Below are 18,869 nucleotides of genomic sequence, written 5' to 3'. Positions count from 1 at the left end.
CGGCCGAACGCCCAAGCCTTTGATATTGATCGAGTTCAGTCTCACGCGCGGGTGAAATCGGCCTCACCATAAAGGAGTTTGAGGCGCAGGGGAAATCGCTCCCATCGGAGAAGCCCCTGTTCGTCGCTCAGACAGGCAACGGGACGTTGCCGCTGCACGTTGCCACCTGTGCAGCGGGGGATGCGGCTTCAAAGAAGGTCGACGAACTCCTCCACTGTCAGCCCGGTCTGCCGGATAATTGATCGCAACGTGCCCGGCTTCAGGTCTCGTCCTGCATGAACCGGAACCGTCACGGTGCGCGCCGGATCGCCGGGATAGACCAGAACATGGTGGCTGCCGACGATCCGATCGACGACAAAACCCGTTCTCATGAGCGCCTGGATCACCCGCCTGCCGCCGATGACTGGCAGCCGGCCGTCGCCCATGTCAGGCAGCTACAGTCACGTAGCGAATTTCGGGATGGGCATCGGATGGAGGCGCCCTTCCCTGGTCCCGCCGGTAGGCTAGGACGGCACGGATCGCCTCCTCGGCGTTAGCCAGCGCTTCCTGCTCGGTGTCCCCCTCCGTCACGACCTCGGGAAGCGCCGGGACGAGCACGGTGAAACCGCCGCCTTCCTGGGGCTCGAGAATGACCGAGTAGCTGTAGCTTGACGGCATGAGGTGGCTCCTGGGCCCACAAGGACTGAACCAGACCAACGCTTGTGGCGATCCTACACGATACGCCGGCGGCCGGCCAAGCCCGCGGCGTCAACCGAGCACGGGGGCGGGACGCCGCCGCTGGCCGAACAGCCAGACCCCGAATGCAATCGCAACCGCGAGCGCCAGGCCGAACCAGGTGATGGCGTATTGCATGTGGTTGTCGCGCAGATGCACGCCGAGCGGCCCGGGCTTGGGCACGCCGTTGGCCGGCTGCGGCGTCTCGAGGTCGATATAGAACGGCGTGATGTCGGCCGCCTTGTCCCAACCGAGCGCCACGGCCATCGCCGGAACGTCGCGGCTGAACCACAACCGCGTGTCAAGGTTCGGGGCCGGGACGAACAGGCCGGGCTGCTCGGGAAACCGCAAATAGCCGGTCAGCGTCGCCGCCTCCCCGCTCAACAGCGGTTGCACAGCACGGTTCTCGGCACCGCGATCCTGCATGGTATTGGGCACGAAGCCGGCGTTGATCACCACGGTGCGGCCATCCGGCAACCGCGCCGGCAGAAACGCCCAGGTGCCGGGACCGGCGACGTCGTCGCGCACCGCCGAGCCCGACGAATACACCATCACGTCGGGCAGCTTCAGATAGGTCGCGGTGAACCGGACGCGTCGGAATTCGTCGTGCGCCGGATCGAGCGACGGCCAGTCGCGCGCCGCCGGCAGCGCCACCGGGCCGGCCGCCAGCCGCTCGTGGAGTGCTGCGATCAGCCGATGCTTCTCGTCGCGCCGCTGCAATTGCCAGATCCCCAGCGACAACAGCACTGCCACCATCGTCAAAGCGATCAGGCTCATGCCCGCGATGCTGCGCCGGCGCGCGGCGGACGCGGTCATTGCGGCTCGCGGCCGACCAGGCGGCCCTCCCGCGCCTTGTGATGGAATTGCAGCGCGATCAACAGCGCCTTGATCGAGCGCAGTGGCAAGAGCGTGGTGATCAGCACCATCGGCAGCCACAACACCGCATGAAGCCAGAACGGCGGCTGATATTTGACCTCGACGATCAGCGCGCACAGCACCACGATCGCGCCGCCGATCAGGATGGTGAACACCGCAGCGCCGTCACCGACATCGGTGAATCCGAAATCGAGACCGCAGACCTCGCAGCGCGGCGCCAGAGTCAGGAAGCCGGAATAAAGCTTACCTTCGCCGCAGCGCGGGCAGCGGCAGGCAATGCCGCGCAGGGCGCTTTGCATGAGGGTGGGAGACGACTTCTCCATTTCGCGTTATTGCGAGAAGCGAAGCGACGAAGCAATCCGGAGACTCCGATACGCGTCTCTGGATTGTTTCGCTTCGCTCGCAATGACGGATGAGATCGACCGCATCATCGTTCAGCCTTGAAAGCAGCGAGGGCGGCCGCACGGGCCGCCCTCGACGGCTATGCCCGGTTCAATGCGCGCCGTGCGCCATGGCTGACGCACCATGGCCCCAAACGTAGATGCAGACGAACAGGAACAGCCACACGACGTCGACGAAGTGCCAGTACCAGGCGGCGAATTCGAAGCCCAGATGCTGCTTCGGCGTGAAATGGCCGGCATAGGCGCGGATCAGGCAGACCAGCAGGAAGATGGTGCCGACCAGGACGTGGAAGCCATGGAAGCCGGTCGCCATGAAGAAGGTGGCGCCATAGATGTTGCCCGCGAACGAGAAGGTGGCGTGGCTGTATTCGTAGACCTGCACACAGGAGAACGTGGCACCGAGCAGGACGGTGAAGATCAGCCCCTGCTTCAGTCCCTTGCGGTCGTTGTGCAGCAGAGCGTGATGCGCCCAGGTTACCGTGGTGCCGGAGGTCAGCAGGATCAGCGTATTGAGCAGCGGCAGGTGCCACGGATCGAACGTCTCGATCCCCTTCGGCGGCCATACCCCGCCGAACAGCGCATCGCGGGTAGCGTGGACCGGGTCGGCCGGAAACAGCGCCGAGTTGAAATAGGCCCAGAACCAGGCGACGAAGAACATCACTTCGGAGGCGATGAACAGGATCATGCCGTAGCGGTGGCTGAGCTGCACCACGCGGGTGTGGTCGTGCTGATACTGCGCCTCGCGGATCACGTCGCTCCACCAGCTCGCCATGGTGTAGAGCACGCCGATCACCCCGACGCCGAACACGATCGGTGCGCCCTGATACATCTGGTGCATCCAGGATACCGCACCGAGCGCCATGACGAACGCCGACACCGAGCCGACGAACGGCCAGGGGCTCGGATCGACGAGATGATAGTCGTGGTGCTTGACGTGCGCCGTGGCCATGGTCGCTCTCCGTTTCGGTCCCTCCGGGATGGCGTTACTTTAAGTCCCGGTCTGTTCTTGTTGCCGCGTTTCCTATCAGAGATTGCCTTTGCGCGGTGCCGGTTCGCTCGAAGCCACCGGCTTCGGCGCCGGATCGCGCACCGGGTAGTAGGTGTAGGACAAGGTGATGGTCTTGACGGTGTCGTTCTCCGAATCGGCGGCGAATGCCGGATCGATGTAGAACACTACCGGCATGTCGCGGCTTTCACCGGCCGCCAGGGTCTGTTCGGTGAAGCAGAAGCAGTTGATCTTGGTGAAGTAGGATCCGACGGTCAGCGGCGTAACGTTGTAGGCCGCCTGTCCGGTGGTGGCGTGCTTGGAGAGATTGGTGACGCGGTAGTAGATCGTCACCACCTTGCCGATCGGAACATCGATCTCGCGCTGCTCGGGCTCGAACTTCCACGGCAGGCCATTGACGTTGGAATCGAAGCCGACCGTGACGGTCCGGGCCAGCGGCGCGGCGCTCGGCGCGGCGCGCGCCACCTGTGTGGTGCCGTTGAAGCCGGTGGTGCGGCAGAACCAGTTATAGAACGGCACCGCGGCGAACGACGCACCGACCATCAGCGCGACCACCAGACCACACACCGCCGCCACCGCCGTATCACGCCCGAGCCCGCGATGCGGCGCGGGTTGCGGCGGAGTTTGGGAGGGCGGAGGCGACATCGTCGGCATCCTCAGATCGGCCGGTGCAAGACCGCGGGGCCCTTGACCATGGTGACCGCGAAGAACAGCACCACCAGCACGCCGAGCGCCACAGCGATCGCGATCGAACGCTCGCGCTGGCGTTTCTTCTGTGCCTCGGTGAGAACTATGCCCGGCGGCGGCTTGTGAACTGGCTCCATCGCGTCCTCCATCATCCGATCAGCCGCAGAACCGCCGCGACAACGACCTCGACCAGGAGGATAGCAAACAGGGCGAACAGATACAGGATCGAGAACTTGAATAAATTCCGGGTCGCGCGCAGCGCCGCGCTGCCGGAGCGCTGCCGATACACCCGCACCGCCAGCACCAGCATCCAGCCGCCGAGCGCCAGCGAGGCGACGCCATAGATCGCGCCGAAATAGCCGAGCGGCCACGGCGCAGCCGCCACCGCGACCAGCGCAACGGTGTAGAGCAGGATCTGCAGCCGGGTGTGATCGGGACCGGCGACCACAGGCAGCATCGGCACCCCGGCGCGGGCGTAATCGTCGTTGCGGAACAGAGCGAGCGCCCAGAAATGCGGCGGCGTCCAGAAGAAGATGATCAGGAACAGCAGGATCGGCTCGACCGCCAGCGATCCGGTGACCGACGCCCACGCCACCACCGGCGGCAGCGCACCGGCGGCACCGCCGATTACGATGTTCTGCGCGGTCCAGCGCTTCAGCCACATCGTGTAGATCACCACGTAGAAGAAGATGGTGAAGGCGAGTAGTGCGGCTGCGATCCAGTTCACCAGGATGCCGAGCGTCACCACCGAGAAGAACGCCAGCGTCATGCCGAAGGTCAGCGCCTCCGGCCGCGTCACCCGGCCGCGCGGGATCGGCCGGTTAGCGGTCCGGGTCATCTTGACGTCGATGTCGTCTTCGTACCACATGTTCAACGCGCCGGCGGCGCCGCCGCCGACGGCGATGCAAATGATCGCGGTGATCGCCAGCACCGGATGGAAGCTGCCGGGGGCCATCAGCAGGCCGACCAGCGCGGTGAACACCACCAGCGACATCACCCGCGGCTTCAGCAGTGCGATGTAGTCGGCGACGCCGGCCTCGGAAATCCGGGGCGCAAGCGGGATCGGATTGGCATCGATGACCGACACGGACTCACCTTTCGTTTCGAACTGCACCCGCTAGCGCAACAGCGGCAGCGGATGCAGGTTCCAGGACCGGTCTCAACGGACCTGCGGCAGCACTTCGAACTGGTGGAACGGCGGCGGCGACGACAACGTCCACTCCAGCGTGGTCGCGCCGGGGCCCCACGGATTGTCCGCCGCGCGCTCCTTGCGAATGAAGGCAAGCGTCATCCCGTAAAGGAATACCAAGACCGCGAAGCCGGAGATGTAGGAGCCGATCGACGACACCAGATTCCAGCCGGCGAAGGCGTCCGGATAATCGACGTAGCGTCGCGGCATCCCGGACAGGCCGAGGAAGTGCTGCGGGAAGAACACCATGTTGACGCCGATGAAGGTGAGCCAGAAGTGCAGCTTGCCGATGGTCTCGCTGTACATGTAGCCGGTCATCTTCGGGAACCAGTAGTACCAGCCGGCGAAGATGGCGAACACCGCGCCGAGCGACAGCACGTAGTGGAAGTGCGCGACGACGTAATAGGTATCCTGCAACACCCGGTCGACGCCGGCATTCGCCAGCACCACGCCAGTGACGCCGCCGACCGTGAACAGGAAGATGAACCCGACCGCCCACAGCATCGGCGTCTTGAACTCGATCGAACCGCCCCACATCGTGGCGATCCAGGAGAACACCTTCACGCCGGTCGGCACCGCAATCACCATCGTGGCGGCGACGAAATAGGCCTGCGTCGTGCTCGACATGCCGACGGTGTACATGTGGTGAGCCCACACCACGAAACCGATCACGCCGATCGCCACCATCGCGTAGGCCATGCCGAGATAGCCGAACACCGGCTTCCGCGAGAAGGTCGAGACGATCTGGCTGATCATGCCGAAGCCCGGCAGGATCAGGATGTAGACTTCGGGGTGGCCAAAGAACCAGAACAGATGCTGGAACAGCAGCGGATCGCCACCGCCTTCGGCTGAGAAGAAGGTCGTTCCGAAATTGCGGTCGGTCAGCAGCATGGTGATGGCACCGGCGAGCACCGGCAACGACAGCAACAGCAGGAACGCAGTGATCAGCACCGACCACACGAACAGCGGCATCTTGTGCAGGGTCATGCCCGGCGCGCGCATGTTGAAGATGGTGGTGATGAAGTTGATCGCACCGAGAATCGAGGATGCGCCGGCCAGATGCAGCGCCAGAATCGCGAAATCCACCGCAGGTCCTGGATGCCCGGTGGTCGACAGCGGCGCGTACATCGTCCAGCCGGTGCCGACGCCGTTCGATGACGGCTCGCCCTCGACGAAGGTCGAGATGATCAGCAGCGCGAATGCGGCCGGCAGCAGCCAGAACGAAATGTTGTTCATGCGCGGGAATGCCATGTCCGGCGCGCCGATCATCAGCGGCACGAACCAATTGCCGAACCCGCCGATCATCGCCGGCATCACCATGAAGAAGATCATGATCAGGCCGTGCGAGGTGACGAACACGTTGTAGGTGTGGGAATTGTGGAAGATCTGAACGCCGGGATACATCAGCTCGATCCGGATCGCGATCGACATCGCGCCGCCGATGATGCCGGCCATCACTGCGAACACCAGGTACATGGTGCCGATATCTTTGTGGTTGGTCGAGTACAGGTAGCGCCGCCATCCGGTCGGATGCGCATGTGCGTGATCGTCATGCGCGTGATCGGAATGAGCGACCCTTGCAGCTTCCATTGCCATCTTCAGATCCTGACTTGAAAACCTCGGACCTCACGGTCCCCGTTCGACGTCTCCGCTGCCGCCGCGCTCAACGCGTGGCGGAAGCGGCCGAGGCGTAGGACTCGTCACGCTTGCGCGAGGCCACCTGCTGCTTTTTCTTCCAGGCTTGATACTCCTGCTCGTTCACGACATGGACCACGATCGGCATGAACGCATGATCGCGCCCGCACAGCTCCGAGCACTGACCGTAATAGCGACCTTCCTTGGTCGCCTTGAACCACGCCTCGTTGAGCCGGCCGGGAACGGCGTCGATCTTCACGCCGAACGAAGGCACCGCCCACGAATGGATCACGTCGGCTGCGGTGGTCTGGATCCGCACCACCTTGTCGACCGGCACGACCATCTCGTTGTCGACGCCGAGCAGTCGCGGCGGAACCGGATTCATCTTGGCCCGCTCCTCGTCGGTGAGCATGATCGAGGTGAACTCGATCTTGTCGTCCGGATAGGTGTAGGTCCAGTTCCACTGGTTGCCGGTGGCTTTCACCGTGAGGTCCGGCTTCGGAATATCCAGTTCGAGAAACAACAACCGGAACGACGGCACCGCGACCGCCACCAGGATCAGCACCGGCACGATCGTCCAGGCGACTTCGATCAGCGTATTATGAGTGGTCTTGGACGGGACCGGGTTGGCCTTGGCGTTGAACTTCACCACCACGATCACCAGCAGCGCCAGCACGAACAGTGTGATCAGGGTGACCAGCCACAGCAGGAAGCTGTGAAACCAGACGATGTTCTGCATCACCGGTGAGGCGGGTTGCTGCAGCGTCATTTCCCAGGGCGCAGGCTGCCCCATTTCGGCAAAGGCGGTCCCGCCGACCGCTGCCGCACAGCAAGCGATCGCAAGCCCCAGCGACCACCGCCCGATTCGCCCCTTCGACACCTTCATGCCGCCGCGCTCCCTATGACTAGTCACAGCAAGCCCGCCGTATCGGCGTGACCAACCGTGCAGTTTTTTGGCGCCCGGCACAAAAGCGTAGCCAAAGTGCGAACGCTTCTTATTGTACTTTTGAAACACAATTCAGCGCCCCTCGCAATGAGGATTGAGACGGGCTCGCACAAACAACAGGTTCAACTTCTGATCGGCGATGGATTGCGTCGCCGGACACTGACACGACCACCAGGAAATGTGAGGCCGTCTTGACAGATGCTCGCCTCGCTGTAGGCAAAGCACCCGAACGTCACGGAAGCCTGATTCGCCGGCGCGCGAGCTGCCTTCATGGCGCCGTCATTGGCGGTCAGTCGGGACCCGCCGCAAACCACATCGTTCACCCGTTACGACCTCGGAAACACCTCTGATGGGCCTTGCCAGACTTTCGCCGATCCTTGCCTCCAGCCGCCGCACAGCGTCGGGGGCCATGCTGGCGGTCGGGTTGATCGCGCTGGCCGCTGTGGCCGGCAGCAGCACGGCCCAGGCCCAGGGCGCGGTGAAGTCCGTGCATGGTGACTGGCAGATCCGCTGCGATACCCCGCCCGGCGCCAAGGCCGAGCAGTGCGCGCTGATTCAGAGCGTGGTCGCGGAGGATCGCTCCAACGCCGGCCTGACCGTCATCATTCTCAAGACCGCCGATCAGAAGAGCAAGCTGATGCGCGTGGTGGCACCGCTCGGCGTGCTGCTGCCGTCAGGTCTCGGCCTCAAGCTCGACAATGCGGACATCGGCCGCGCCGGCTTCGTGCGCTGCCTGCCGAACGGCTGCGTCGCGGAAGTGGTGATGGACGACAAGCTGCTCGCCCAGCTGCGCAGCGCCAAGACCGCGACCTTCATCATCTTCGAGACGCCTGAAGAAGGCATCGGCTTCCCGCTCAGCCTGAACGGCCTCGGCGAAGGCTACGACAAGCTGCCGTAGGCCGCCCTGCGCAAGAACGACGGCGCAACGCAAGCCGTCCTCGTTTTGGGCAAGAAGCCCGTGAACAGAATGATGCTGTCATCCCCCGCGCATGCGGGGGACCCAGTATCGCAGAGCTTCCGTGGCAAGCGCGCGGCGAACCAACAAGCGCCCTGGAATACTGGGTCGCCCGCATCCGCGGGCGATGACGTCAGTGTTGTCAACGGCCGCCTTGGCGAGGCGGCCCGGCCGCTCAGACCAGCGTCAGCGTGACGTCGATGTTGCCGCGCGTGGCGTTGGAATACGGGCAGACGATATGCGCGCGATCGACCAGCGTCTGCGCCTGCGCCGGGTCCATGCCCGGCAGGCTGATCTTCAGCTCCACCTCGATGCCGAAGCCGGTCGGGATCGGACCGATGCCGACCGAACCGGTGACGCTGACGTCCTTCGGGATCGGCAGCTTGTCGCGTCCTGCCACGAACTTCATCGCGCCGAGGAAGCAGGCGGAGTAGCCGACCGCAAACAATTGCTCCGGATTGGTGCCGGCGCCGCCGGCGCCGCCAAGCTCCTTCGGCGTCGTCAGAGCGACGTCGAGATGTCCGTCGCTGCTGACGCCGCGCCCGTCGCGGCCTCCCGTTGCAGTAGCCGTGGCGCGGTAGAGAACTTTCTCGACTGACATGGTGTGGTCCTTCTCGGGTTGATGGTCCTGGGAAACTCTGCGATCGATTTTAATCGCTCGCATAATTATCGTGCGCGATATTTTTGCACCGCTTCCTCGATTTGTCGGGGCCCCTTCCGCATCAGGCGGCCTGAAACAATTTAGATCGAACCTTGGTCAGCTTGTTGCGCAACTCCACGATGTCGTCGAGCGAACCGCCCATCGCGGCGCCGAGACAGTCCGGCACATGCTTGAGCTGCTGGCGCAGGGCCCGCCCCTCCTCGGTGAGGCTGACGATCACCTGCCGCTCGTCCTCGGCCGAACGTCGCCGGCTGATCAGCCCACGCGCTTCGAGCCGCTTCAGCAGCGGTGTGAGCGTCGTCGTCTCGAGATAGAGCTGCTCACAGATCTCCGAGACGTTGACCCGATCCTTCTCCCACAGCACCAGCATCACCAGATACTGCGGATAGGTCAGATCGAACTCGCGCAGCAGGCCGCGATACACCTTGTTGACCCCGAGCAGCGTCGAATACAGCGCAAAGCAAAGCTGGTTCTCCAGCTTCTGCTTGTCGGCGACGCGCGTCTCGCGGGAGACTGTCGAGGGCGATTTCATGGAGGGTGATTTATATCGCGCGCGATATATTGTCAAGCAAAGCCGGGTGCGGGACTACGCAACCACCGGTGGCAATTATGCAACACTCCGTCCCAATTTCTACTAATCCCCCATTCGGGTGATGGCCTCGGCCGTCGTCGGCCTTCATCATTTACAAATTCGGTACATGTAAATTTTGGGGGATACTGTGCACGGTCACACCATGCGACTGCCCGGCTGTCTGGCTGCGGGAATTTTAATCTGTCTTTCCGTTCAATCCGGCGCGGCCCAGGCGCAGCAATTCGGCCAATTCCTGGCGTTCGGCGACAGCACCATCGACTCCGGTTGGTGGCAGGCCGCACTCCCTTCAAACGCGACAGGAAATACCAACAAGGACAGGGTGATAACAAATTCGATCGCCGCCGGCGGCAACGGCGCGCCGGTCGGTGCATTGGGCTCGCTGTCCAATGGCGCGGTGCTCGCCTCGCGTTTCGGCCTGACGGCGATGCCCGCCAACCAGGCTGGCGGCACCAACTATGCGATCTCGGGCGCCCTGACGGCCGCCGTGCCGCGGAACGGCAACGACGGCAACCTCAACCCCAACCCGAATCTGCCCTCGACCGTCCAGCAGATCGCCAACTACTTGGCCGCCAATAGTGGCGTCGCCAATCCAAACGGCTTGTATCTGGTCGGCACCGGCGGCAACGACATCACCTTCGCTCAGAGCCTTCCCACCGCTGCACGCCGGAGCTATCTGGTCGGACAGACGACGCAGCTCGCGGCCGGGCTGCGCACGCTACAGGATGCCGGCGCGCAATACATCGTCGTCCACGGCTCGCCCGGGTCGGGCGCGCTCGGCGTGTTGTGGACGCAGTCGATGTGGAATGCCGTCAAGGCGGCCGGCGTGAACATCATCCCGTCGGATCTGCGCGCCATGCGGCTGGCGGTGCAATCGACACCCGAACTGTTCGGCTACACGGGCGCGACAGTGGTGCCCGGCATCGCTGGTCCCAACACGGGATCGGCCTGTGTTCTGCAGAGCGGAGGCGGACCCAACGTCGGATGGGGCCAGTGGTGCGTCAACACGACGACGCCGAGCAACCGCTACGCCTATCTGCGATCGGCGGATGCGCAGCAGACCAGTTTCTACAGCGACGACGAGCACTTTTCCGTGTCAGGACAGAAGATCCAGGCCGATTACGATTACAGCCTGATCGTCGCCCCGAGCCAGATCTCCTATCTGGCCGAAGCGCCGGTGAAGACGCGCAGCGGCGTGGTCGAGATGATTCGTAATCAGCTTCCTGCCTCGGCGCAGGGACCGGTCGGCACCTTCCGAGGTTGGGCCGCGGGCGACGTGTCGTCGCTGAAGATGACGAACCGCAATACCGGCTTCCCCGACGATCCCGGCACTCCGGTCGCCACCACGATCGGTTTCGATTACCAGGCGATGCAGAATTGGCTGGTCGGCGCCGCGTTCTCGCTCAGCGATACCAAACAGACGTTCAGTCTCGGCGGCGACTACAAGCAGTCGGAATTCACCGGCAGCGTATACAGCGCCGTGGCGGCCGGCCCGGTGTGGGCCAACGCCATTGCGTCCGCGGGCGCCGCCAAGTACGACGTCAACCGCGTGGTTCCGATCGGCATTACGACGATCGCCAACGTCGGCCGCACCAGCGGCACGAACTACTCGTTTGCGTTGGAAGGCGGATATCTGTTCGGCTCGCGCAGCGGTGCGACCGCGGCGCTGCCGGTCAAGGCACCTGCCCCGACCTGGGCGGTGTCGCACGGCCCGGTGGCCGGCATCCTGCTCCAGCGCATTCGCGTCGGAAACTTCGCCGAAACCGATCCCTACACGGCGACGACGGGTGGCTTCACGGCGCTGGCGTTCGAAACGCAGTTCCGCAACTCGGCCATCAGCGAGCTCGGCTATCAGGCGAGCATGGATTTCGGCGTCTGGCAGCCGTTCGGCAAACTGGTGTGGAATCACGAATGGGCCGATCTCGATCGGCTGGTGACGGCGCGCCTAACCACCGACGTCAACGCGCCGGCCTACTCGCTGCCTGCAGTCCGTCTCGGTCGCGATTGGGGAACAGCGATGCTGGGTACGCGCTACAAGATCGCCTCCAACGTCACCGGCTATGCGGCGGTGATCGGCCAGATGGGACAGTCTCAGGTCACCACGTTCGGCGGCCAGTTCGGCGTCAGCATGACGTTCGGCCCGGCCGTCGCGAAGTTCTGATCGGGCGGGGCTCGTCGCGGGCCGGCTTCTCACCTATCTAGGAGAAGCTGAATTATTGCGGATGCTGCCGACCCGACGGTCGGCGGAGATCCGTTGTCCGCGAATCCGAGGGCCCTGTTGATGACATCTCCGCAAGCGACGACTTCCCTGCTCGACCGCGCCAATCTTGATCGCGACGAGGTGAGGCGCGAGATCGCGCGGGGGCTGCAGGGGGCGGACGATGGCGAGCTGTTTTTCGAATACAGCCAGACCGAGGCGCTGGCGTTCGACAACGGCCGGCTGAAGCAGGCGACCTACGACACCGCGCAGGGCTTCGGTTTACGCGCCGTTAAGGACGACGCGGTCGGCTACGCGCATTCCTCCGACGTGTCGCTGCCGGCGCTGATCCGCGCCGCGGACGCGGTCGCGGCCGTGCGCGGCGACTACAGCGGCACGCTGGCAGTGGCGCCGGCGCACACCAATGTGCGGCTGTATGGCGACGACAACCCGCTCGACGCGCCGGGCTTCGAGGCCAAGGTCAAGCTGCTCGGCGAGATCGACGCCTATATTCGCGACAAGGACCCGCGGGTGCGACAGGTGTCGGTGTCGGTCGGCGCCACCTGGCAGGTGGTCGAGATCCTGCGCCCCGACGGCGAGAGCTACCGCGACATCCGCCCGCTGGTGCGGGTCAACGTCTCGGTGGTCGCCGGCCAGGGCGACCGGCAGGAGAGCGGCTCCAAGGGTTATGGCGGCCGCGAGCCCTATGCGCGCTTCATCGAGACCAAGGCCTGGCGTGACGCCGCCAACGGCGCGTTGCGCGAGGCGCTGGTCAACCTCGAATCGGTGCCGGCCCCGGCCGGCGAAATGGATGTGGTGCTCGGCCCCGGCTGGCCCGGCGTGATGCTGCACGAGGCGGTCGGCCACGGCCTCGAGGGCGATTTCAACCGCAAGAAGACGTCTGCTTTTGCCGGCCTGATGGGCCAGCAGGTCGCCGCCAAGGGCGTGACCGTGGTCGACGACGGCACGATTTCGGCGCGGCGCGGCTCGCTGTCGATCGACGACGAGGGCACTCCGACCAGCCGTACCGTGCTGATCGAGGACGGCATCCTCACCGGCTACATGCAGGACCGTCAGAACGCCCGGCTGATGGGCATGAAGCCGACCGGCAACGGCCGCCGGCAGTCCTACGCCCATGTGCCGATGCCGCGGATGACCAACACCTACATGCTGGCCGGCCAGCGCGACCCGGCCGAAATCCTCGCTTCGGTGAAGAACGGCATCTACGCGGCGAACTTCGGCGGCGGTCAGGTCGACATCACGTCGGGCAAATACGTGTTCCAGTGCACCGAGGCCTATAAGATCGAGAACGGCAAGATCGGCGCACCGCTGAAGGGCGCGATGCTGATCGGCAACGGCCCGACCGATTTGCACCGCATTTCCATGATCGGAAGCGACATGCAGCTCGACGACGGCATCGGCACCTGCGGCAAGAACGGCCAGGGCGTGCCGGTGGGCGTCGGCCAGCCGACGCTGCGCATGGACAAGATTACGGTCGGAGGCACCGGCGGATGACGACGAAGACGGAGACGGCCGCGAGCAAGGCGCGGCGCTGGGGCTCGCAGTTCACGCAGCTCGCCGCGGTGGTGGCGATCGTCCTGGTGGGCAAGGCGGCTCTGGCCGAACCGTTCTACGTGCCGTCCGGCTCGATGGAGCCGACGCTGTTGATCGGCGATGCGCTGCTCGCCTCGAAATATCCCTACGGCTATTCGTCGGCGTCGCTGCCGATCCATGTGGCGTTTCCGGAAACCGGCCGCTTGTTCGGCTCGGCCCCGCATCGCGGCGACGTGGTGGTGTTCCGCTGGCCCGGCGACCGCTCGCAGGTCTGGGTCAAGCGGGTGATCGGCCTGCCGGGCGACCGGGTGCAGATCGACGGCGGCCGGGTGTTCATCAACGGCGAAGCCGCCAAGGTGACGGCGGATGGCACCGGCCGGGCCGAGGACGACAACGGCTCCTACGAGACCGCCGCGCGCTATATCGAAACGCTGCCCGGCGGGGTCGCCCACCCGATCTTCAAGCTCTACGATAACGGCCGACTCGACAACACGCCGGAAGTGACGGTGCCGCCCGGCCATCTGTTCGTGATGGGCGACAACCGCGACAACTCCTCCGACAGCCGTGTCTCAGTGCGCGACGGCGGCGTCGGCATGCTGCCGATCGACGATCTTGTCGGCCGCGTCGATGCCATCGTCGGCTCGTGGAATCCCGGCGTCCGCCGTCAGCCGATCACCGACTGGCTGTCCGGCTTCCGGGTGGCGCGGTTCTTCACCTCGGTGCATTGAGGGCGACGCGCGCTCGCCCTCAGAAGCGCGTCGTCAGATTGGTGAGCCAGTCTGGCGAGACGGCGACCAGCGCCGCCTCGATCTGCTTGTCGAGGCCGGTGACGATCGCAATGCCGATCGCGACGAAGGCCACGCCGAGCACCGCCTTGCCGAGCTTGCCGGCCGACAACAGCCGGCCGCGGACCGCCATCAGGCTCGCCCGCGACAGCAGGCCGAGCGCGATCAGCGGCAGCGCCGCACCGATCCCGAACATCGCCATGGTCAGCGCCACCATCGGAAGATCGCGGCCTTGTGAAGCCAGCAGCGACGCCGCGCCGAGCGTCGGCCCGACGCAGGGCGACCACACCGCCCCGAGCAGCAGACCAATGCCGAACTGCCCGGCGAGACCCGAGCCGGAGGCTTGGCCGAAATACTGATCCGCCAGGCTCGACATCGGACCACCGGCAGCGGCGAGCCGCATCTGCCACGACGGCACCAGCAACACGGCGCCGAGCGCGATCATGATCACCGCCGCCAACGCGCGAAAGAATCCGGCGTCGAGGCCGAGGCTGAAGCCCGCCACCGCGACCAGCAGCCCGATCAGCGTAAACGATAGCGCCAGCCCCGCCGCCAGCGCCAGCGGCCCATGACGATGCTGCGCCACCGCGGCGCCGAGCACGATCGGCACCAGCGGCAGCACGCAGGGCGACAGGATCGACAGCAGCCCGGCAACAAAGGCCAGTGCCAGCGCGGTCACGGCGTCAAAGCGCCTTGGCGAGCAGCGATGCGATCGAGGCTTCCTTGGTGTCGCCGACCGAGCGCCCCTTTTCGGCGGCGCCGTTGAACACGATCAGGGTCGACTGCATGGTGGCGCCGAACTGCTTCACCACGTCCTTCTGGCCGTCGAAATCGACGCGGAAAATCTTCAGCTTGGCGAATTTCGGATCGGCCGCAAGACGCTGGATGATCGGCGTCTGCGCCTTGCAGGTCGGGCACCAATCGGCGTGAATTTCGATCAGCACCGGCTCGCCGGCGGACTGCGCCGCCTTGAAGGCTGCCGGCGTGTACGGGCTGGCGGTCGAAGCCAGCGCCCCCGACAGCGGCAGCAGCGCGGCGACGGCAGCTGCCAGCATAGCGCGGTTGAAGCTCTTCCGGGTGATGGTCGGCGACATGGCGTAGTCCTCCGTTGCAAGCGCAGGGCCGCTTCGGCCGCGCGCAACAGATACGCTGGGACAAGCCGGGATGTTACCTGACCACGCCCGAAATGAATCCAGGCTTCCGCCGTGGCGGCTTGATGTGGCTCTTCAGAAAGCAGCGCGCATTGCGCCCGACATAGCCCGGGCGGGCGTAGGTCCAAGCCCGGCATTTGTGCTCGTCGACGCAGGCCGCCTTGCAAGCCTCGTCACCCTCGCCGGCCTTCAGCTCGAAATTGCGATAGTCGCCCCCGTAACGATCGATCGAAACTTCGTTGGAATCGTTGCGCGGCTCCAGCACCCCGGCACCACGGACACCCGAGACGCAGCACGAACTGGGTGTACGTGGCGGTACAGTGCTCTTCAGCCAGCACATCGCCCCGTCCTCGGGCGAGCGCGGATAGCTGAAAGTCCACGACCGGCAACGCTTGTCGCGTTCGCACATCAGTCCGCATTCGGCCGGATCGCCGCTGGTTACCGGCGTGCGCAGATAGTCGCCGCCGATCCGGTCGAAATTCGCCTGTGCCCACGACGCATGCGGCGACAGCGTCGCCGCTGCCACGGCGAGCACGAGCCAACACGCCCTGAGCAGGCCGCTTCGCATTCACACTTGCTTTCGCGTTAGGCTCGGAATCCCGGCCGATGAACCTCGGGCCGGTCCGGAGCGCAGCCCCAAGCCTTCATCTGACGGCTGACAACCTGTATGGGGGATGAACGCCGCGGACCAGCGTGGTCTTGGTCCGCCAGCGTTCAGAACGCGTATTCGTCGTAGGCTGGCTCCACCGAGCCGCGCCAGACGCCGTGATACTTCTCCAGCATGTCTTCGGCCGGCGTGCGGCCGCTGTCGAGGATGCGGTCGAGCGGCGCCAGATGCCGCGATTCGTCGAGACCGGAGCCGTCGATCCGGCCGCGGCGACGCAGCCCCGCATGCGCCAGCGCCATGCAATCCTTGGAGACTTCGAGCAGGCTACGGTTGCCGATCTTCGCCTTGAACCCGAGTCGCGGAACCTCGTCCCGCAGCGTTTGGCGCTCCTCGGCGCTCCAGTTCTTGGCCAGCTCCCAGGCGGCGTCGAGGCTGGCATCGTCGTACAGCAGCCCGACCCAGAACGCCGGCAGCGCGGTCAGGCGGCCCCATGGCTGGCCGTCGGCCCCGCGCATCTCGAGATACCGCTTCAGCCGCACCTCGGGGAAAATCGTCGACAGATGGTTGGCCCAGTCCGACAGCGTCGGACGCTGTCCGGGCAGCTTCTCGTTGTTACCGTCGAAAAACTTGCGGAACGACGAACCGGCGACATCGATGTAGTCGTCGCCGCGCTTGACGAAGTACATCGGCACGTCGAGCGCGTAGTCGACCCAGCGCTCGAATCCCATGCCGTCTTCGAACGCCCACGGCAGCATGCCGGACCGATCATTGTCGGTGTCGCGCCAGATCTCGGAGCGGAACGACAACAGGCCGTTCGGCTTGCCCTCGGTGAACGGCGAGTTCGCGAACAGCGCGGTCGCGACCGGCTGCAGCGCCAACGACACCCGCAGCTTCTTGACCATGTCGGCTTCGGACGAGAAGTCGAGATTGGTCTGCACCGTGCAGGTCCGGTACATCATGTCGAGGCCGTAGGAGCCGACCTTCGGCATGTAGTTGGTCATGATCTTGTAGCGGCCCTTCGGCATCACCGGGATTTCGCCGCGCGACCACGACGGCGTCAGACCGAGGCCAAGGAAGCCGATGCCGAGCGGGGTGGCGACCTCCCGGACCTGCGAAAGATGCGCCATCAGTTCGGCGTGGGTCTGGTGCACGGTCTCGACCGGTGCGCCCGACAATTCGAACTGTCCGCCCGGCTCCAGCGAGATCGCACCGCCGCCGGTGACGTCGTGCAGCCCGATGATGTGCGGCCCCTCCATGATCGGGTCCCAGCCGAGCAGGATCTGCATGCCGTCGAGCAGCGCGCCTATGCCGCGCGCACCGGCGTAGGGCACCGGGCGATGACCGTCGAGCGTGAAGGGGGTCTTCTCGTGCTCGGTGCCGATACGAAATTCGGCCGGCGATTTTACGCCCGCTTCAAGCCACGCGACCAGTTCGTCGCGCGAATTCAGCGGGGTCATGTCGAGCTGGTCACGCGCCATGGGAAGTCCGAAAGAAGCGCGCGAGATCGGGCGACGCGGGGTGGTGGAAACCGCGGCCGGAAGCAACCGCGAACACGAAGCGAGAGCTGTTTATCATCGCGAGACTGCGGTGTCTCGCGCATCGAGCGCAGCGGCGGAGCCGTTGCACGCGCAGCCGAGCCGGTCGAGTAGACCGCACAAGCTGACCGCGTCGGCATCGGATAATTTCGAGCCGACGTGTTTTTCGATCGCCGCCGAATAGGCGGTCCACATTCTCTTTTGCAAGTCGCGCCCCGCTTCGGTGATTTCGACGAACTGACCCCGCTTGTCGCTGCGGCATTCGCGGCGCACCACCAGCCCCTCGTCGACCAGCCGGTCGACCAGGCGCGAGGTGGAGTATTGCGGGATCAGCATCTGCTTTTCGAGCTCGACCGGGCGCATCTCCCCGCCCGGCGCGCGCGCCAGTTCGAGCAGCGCGTCGTACCACGCCAGCGGCGGGAAGCCCGCCCTCTTCAGATCCTGCTCGACAGCGTCCAATACCCGGCTCCGGACCCGCATCAGGCGGACCCAGGCGGCAGTGGCCTCGGTCGACGGTTTGCGTTTCATCGGCTCGTCCATCCGCAGCGACTGTAGCGCAGTGTATGCAGGTGCATCAATCTTGACTTGCCCATGCACCGGCATTTAATCGCCCGTGCCGACAAATCCAATCCCACCCGAGGAAGCCGCCCATGAAGCTATATTACTCGCCAGGCGCCTGTTCGCTGTCGCCACATATCGCGCTCAGCGAAGCCGGCCTGCCGTTCGACCTCGTCAAGGTCGATATCCGAGCCAAGAAGCTGGAGAACGGCGACGACTATGCCGCGATCAACCCGAAGGGCTCGGTCCCGGCGCTCGGCCTCGACGACGGCTCGGTGCTGACCGAGGGGCCGGCGATCGTGCAGTTCATCGCCGACCAGGAAGGCTCCGGCAAGCTGGCGCCGAAAGCCGGAACGATGGAGCGCTACCGGCTGCAGGAGTGGCTGAACTACATCTCGACCGACCTGCACAAGAGCTTCGGCCCGCTGTTCGCCCCGACGCTCGGCGACGACGCCAAGAATTTCTTCAAGGACCGCATCGCCCGCCACCTCGGCTACGTCGACAAGCAGCTCGCCGGCAAGGACTATCTGATGGGCTCGTCGTTCACGGTGGCCGACGGCTATCTGTTCGTGATCCTGAGCTGGTGCGACCGGATGAAGATCGACCTCGCCCCCTACTCCAACCTCGCCGCCTTCAAGTCCCGCGTCGCCGCCCGGCCGAAGGTGCAAGACGCAATGAAGAGCGAAGGGCTGCTGCAAAAGGCGTAAGGGATTTCGTTTCTCGCTCGTCATTGCGAGGAGCGAAGCGACGAAGCAATCCAGCGCGGTGCACTGAACTGGATTGCTTCGCTTCGCTCGCAATTGTGCGAGTTCACTAATTCGTT

22 protein-coding genes are annotated in these 18,869 nt (G+C 64.9%); 5 read left to right on the top strand and 17 right to left on the bottom strand.

The annotated features are described in order from the left end of the window. Positions 1–188: 188 nt before the first annotated feature. The 10 genes from M9H71_RS14530 to coxB form a co-directional block, all read right to left on the bottom strand. Positions 189–425: a type II toxin-antitoxin system HicA family toxin gene (locus M9H71_RS14530; protein ID WP_164605747.1), complete on the bottom strand. Its 237-nt coding sequence runs from the start codon at positions 423–425 to the stop codon at positions 189–191. A gap of 1 nt (position 426) precedes the next feature. Beyond that, complete coding sequence (locus tag M9H71_RS14525) at positions 427–657, bottom strand: type II toxin-antitoxin system HicB family antitoxin (protein WP_013500789.1); 231 nt, start codon at positions 655–657, stop codon at positions 427–429. 90 nt (positions 658–747) lie between these two features. After that, on the bottom strand, positions 748–1,530 hold the full coding sequence (locus tag M9H71_RS14520) for an SURF1 family protein (RefSeq protein WP_455405678.1): 783 nt from the start codon (positions 1,528–1,530) through the stop codon (positions 748–750). Then, complete coding sequence (locus M9H71_RS14515; RefSeq protein WP_455405677.1) at positions 1,527–1,913, bottom strand: DUF983 domain-containing protein; 387 nt, start codon at positions 1,911–1,913, stop codon at positions 1,527–1,529. Before M9H71_RS14515 ends, M9H71_RS14520 begins: the two co-directional genes overlap by 4 nt. A 169-nt stretch (positions 1,914–2,082) precedes the next feature. Further along, positions 2,083–2,940, bottom strand: coding sequence for a cytochrome c oxidase subunit 3 (locus M9H71_RS14510; protein ID WP_455405676.1), 858 nt, complete (start codon positions 2,938–2,940; stop codon positions 2,083–2,085). Between the two features lie 75 nt (positions 2,941–3,015). Further along, complete coding sequence (locus M9H71_RS14505; RefSeq protein ID WP_455405675.1) at positions 3,016–3,651, bottom strand: cytochrome c oxidase assembly protein; 636 nt, start codon at positions 3,649–3,651, stop codon at positions 3,016–3,018. A 2-nt stretch (positions 3,652–3,653) separates the two neighbouring features. Further along, positions 3,654–3,821, bottom strand: a complete 168-nt coding sequence (locus M9H71_RS14500; protein WP_164605742.1) for a CoxF protein — start codon at positions 3,819–3,821, stop codon at positions 3,654–3,656. Between the two features lie 11 nt (positions 3,822–3,832). Then, a complete protein-coding gene (locus M9H71_RS14495) occupies positions 3,833–4,771 on the bottom strand; it encodes a heme o synthase (RefSeq protein WP_455405674.1) in 939 nt (312 codons plus the stop codon). A 72-nt stretch (positions 4,772–4,843) separates the two neighbouring features. Next, positions 4,844–6,469 carry a cytochrome c oxidase subunit I gene (gene ctaD, locus M9H71_RS14490; RefSeq protein ID WP_455405673.1) on the bottom strand — a complete coding sequence of 542 codons (1,626 nt, stop codon included), beginning with the start codon at positions 6,467–6,469 and terminating at the stop codon, positions 4,844–4,846. A 67-nt stretch (positions 6,470–6,536) separates the two neighbouring features. After that, entirely contained in the window at positions 6,537–7,394 is an 858-nt protein-coding gene (gene coxB, locus M9H71_RS14485) for a cytochrome c oxidase subunit II (protein WP_455405672.1), read from the bottom strand. Positions 7,395–7,803: 409 nt separating this feature from the next. On the opposite strand from coxB, the gene M9H71_RS14480 reads away from it, so the two are divergent. Then, positions 7,804–8,352 carry an invasion associated locus B family protein gene (locus tag M9H71_RS14480; protein WP_455405671.1) on the top strand — a complete coding sequence of 183 codons (549 nt, stop codon included), beginning with the start codon at positions 7,804–7,806 and terminating at the stop codon, positions 8,350–8,352. 232 nt (positions 8,353–8,584) lie between these two features. On the opposite strand, the gene M9H71_RS14475 is transcribed toward M9H71_RS14480, so the two are convergent. Together M9H71_RS14475 and M9H71_RS14470 are read right to left on the bottom strand one after the other, a co-directional pair. Beyond that, entirely contained in the window at positions 8,585–9,010 is a 426-nt protein-coding gene (locus M9H71_RS14475) for an organic hydroperoxide resistance protein (protein WP_011156581.1), read from the bottom strand. Between the two features lie 121 nt (positions 9,011–9,131). Further along, the gene (locus M9H71_RS14470) at positions 9,132–9,602 is read right to left on the bottom strand and encodes a MarR family winged helix-turn-helix transcriptional regulator (protein WP_455405670.1); all 471 of its coding nucleotides are present in this window, start codon (positions 9,600–9,602) and stop codon (positions 9,132–9,134) included. Between the two features lie 379 nt (positions 9,603–9,981). Between M9H71_RS14470 and M9H71_RS14465 the strand changes: the two genes are divergently transcribed. The 3 genes from M9H71_RS14465 to lepB all read left to right on the top strand — a co-directional run bounded on the left by M9H71_RS14465 (position 9,982) and on the right by lepB (position 14,138). Further along, positions 9,982–11,820 carry an autotransporter outer membrane beta-barrel domain-containing protein gene (locus tag M9H71_RS14465; RefSeq protein ID WP_455405669.1) on the top strand — a complete coding sequence of 613 codons (1,839 nt, stop codon included), beginning with the start codon at positions 9,982–9,984 and terminating at the stop codon, positions 11,818–11,820. Positions 11,821–11,940: 120 nt separating this feature from the next. Further along, positions 11,941–13,371 (top strand): metalloprotease TldD, encoded by a 1,431-nt coding sequence (gene tldD / locus M9H71_RS14460; RefSeq protein ID WP_455405668.1) that lies wholly within the window; start codon positions 11,941–11,943, stop codon positions 13,369–13,371. Beyond that, positions 13,368–14,138 (top strand): signal peptidase I, encoded by a 771-nt coding sequence (lepB, locus tag M9H71_RS14455; protein WP_455405667.1) that lies wholly within the window; start codon positions 13,368–13,370, stop codon positions 14,136–14,138. The genes tldD and lepB overlap by 4 nt, the downstream gene beginning before the upstream one ends. Positions 14,139–14,157: 19 nt before the next feature. On the opposite strand, the gene M9H71_RS14450 is transcribed toward lepB, so the two are convergent. The 5 genes from M9H71_RS14450 to M9H71_RS14430 form a co-directional block, all read right to left on the bottom strand. Continuing rightward, on the bottom strand, positions 14,158–14,874 hold the full coding sequence (locus M9H71_RS14450) for a cytochrome c biogenesis CcdA family protein (protein WP_455405666.1): 717 nt from the start codon (positions 14,872–14,874) through the stop codon (positions 14,158–14,160). 4 nt (positions 14,875–14,878) lie between these two features. After that, entirely contained in the window at positions 14,879–15,289 is a 411-nt protein-coding gene (locus tag M9H71_RS14445; RefSeq protein ID WP_455405665.1) for a thioredoxin family protein, read from the bottom strand. Positions 15,290–15,362: 73 nt separating this feature from the next. After that, entirely contained in the window at positions 15,363–15,914 is a 552-nt protein-coding gene (locus tag M9H71_RS14440) for a PAN domain-containing protein (protein WP_455405664.1), read from the bottom strand. Between the two features lie 146 nt (positions 15,915–16,060). Next, entirely contained in the window at positions 16,061–17,431 is a 1,371-nt protein-coding gene (locus M9H71_RS14435; protein ID WP_455405663.1) for a glutamate--cysteine ligase, read from the bottom strand. 93 nt (positions 17,432–17,524) lie between these two features. Continuing rightward, positions 17,525–18,016, bottom strand: a complete 492-nt coding sequence (locus M9H71_RS14430; protein WP_455405662.1) for a MarR family winged helix-turn-helix transcriptional regulator — start codon at positions 18,014–18,016, stop codon at positions 17,525–17,527. 122 nt (positions 18,017–18,138) lie between these two features. Here M9H71_RS14430 and gstA point away from each other — a divergent pair, with 122 nt between their 5' ends. Further along, positions 18,139–18,753 carry a glutathione transferase GstA gene (gene gstA / locus M9H71_RS14425; protein WP_455405661.1) on the top strand — a complete coding sequence of 205 codons (615 nt, stop codon included), beginning with the start codon at positions 18,139–18,141 and terminating at the stop codon, positions 18,751–18,753. The last annotated feature ends 116 nt before the right edge of the window (positions 18,754–18,869 follow it).

This window comes from Rhodopseudomonas parapalustris, from assembly GCF_053772255.1.
The sequence above is the reverse complement of the archived record's forward strand: the minus strand, read 5'-3'. Positions and strand labels throughout refer to the sequence as shown.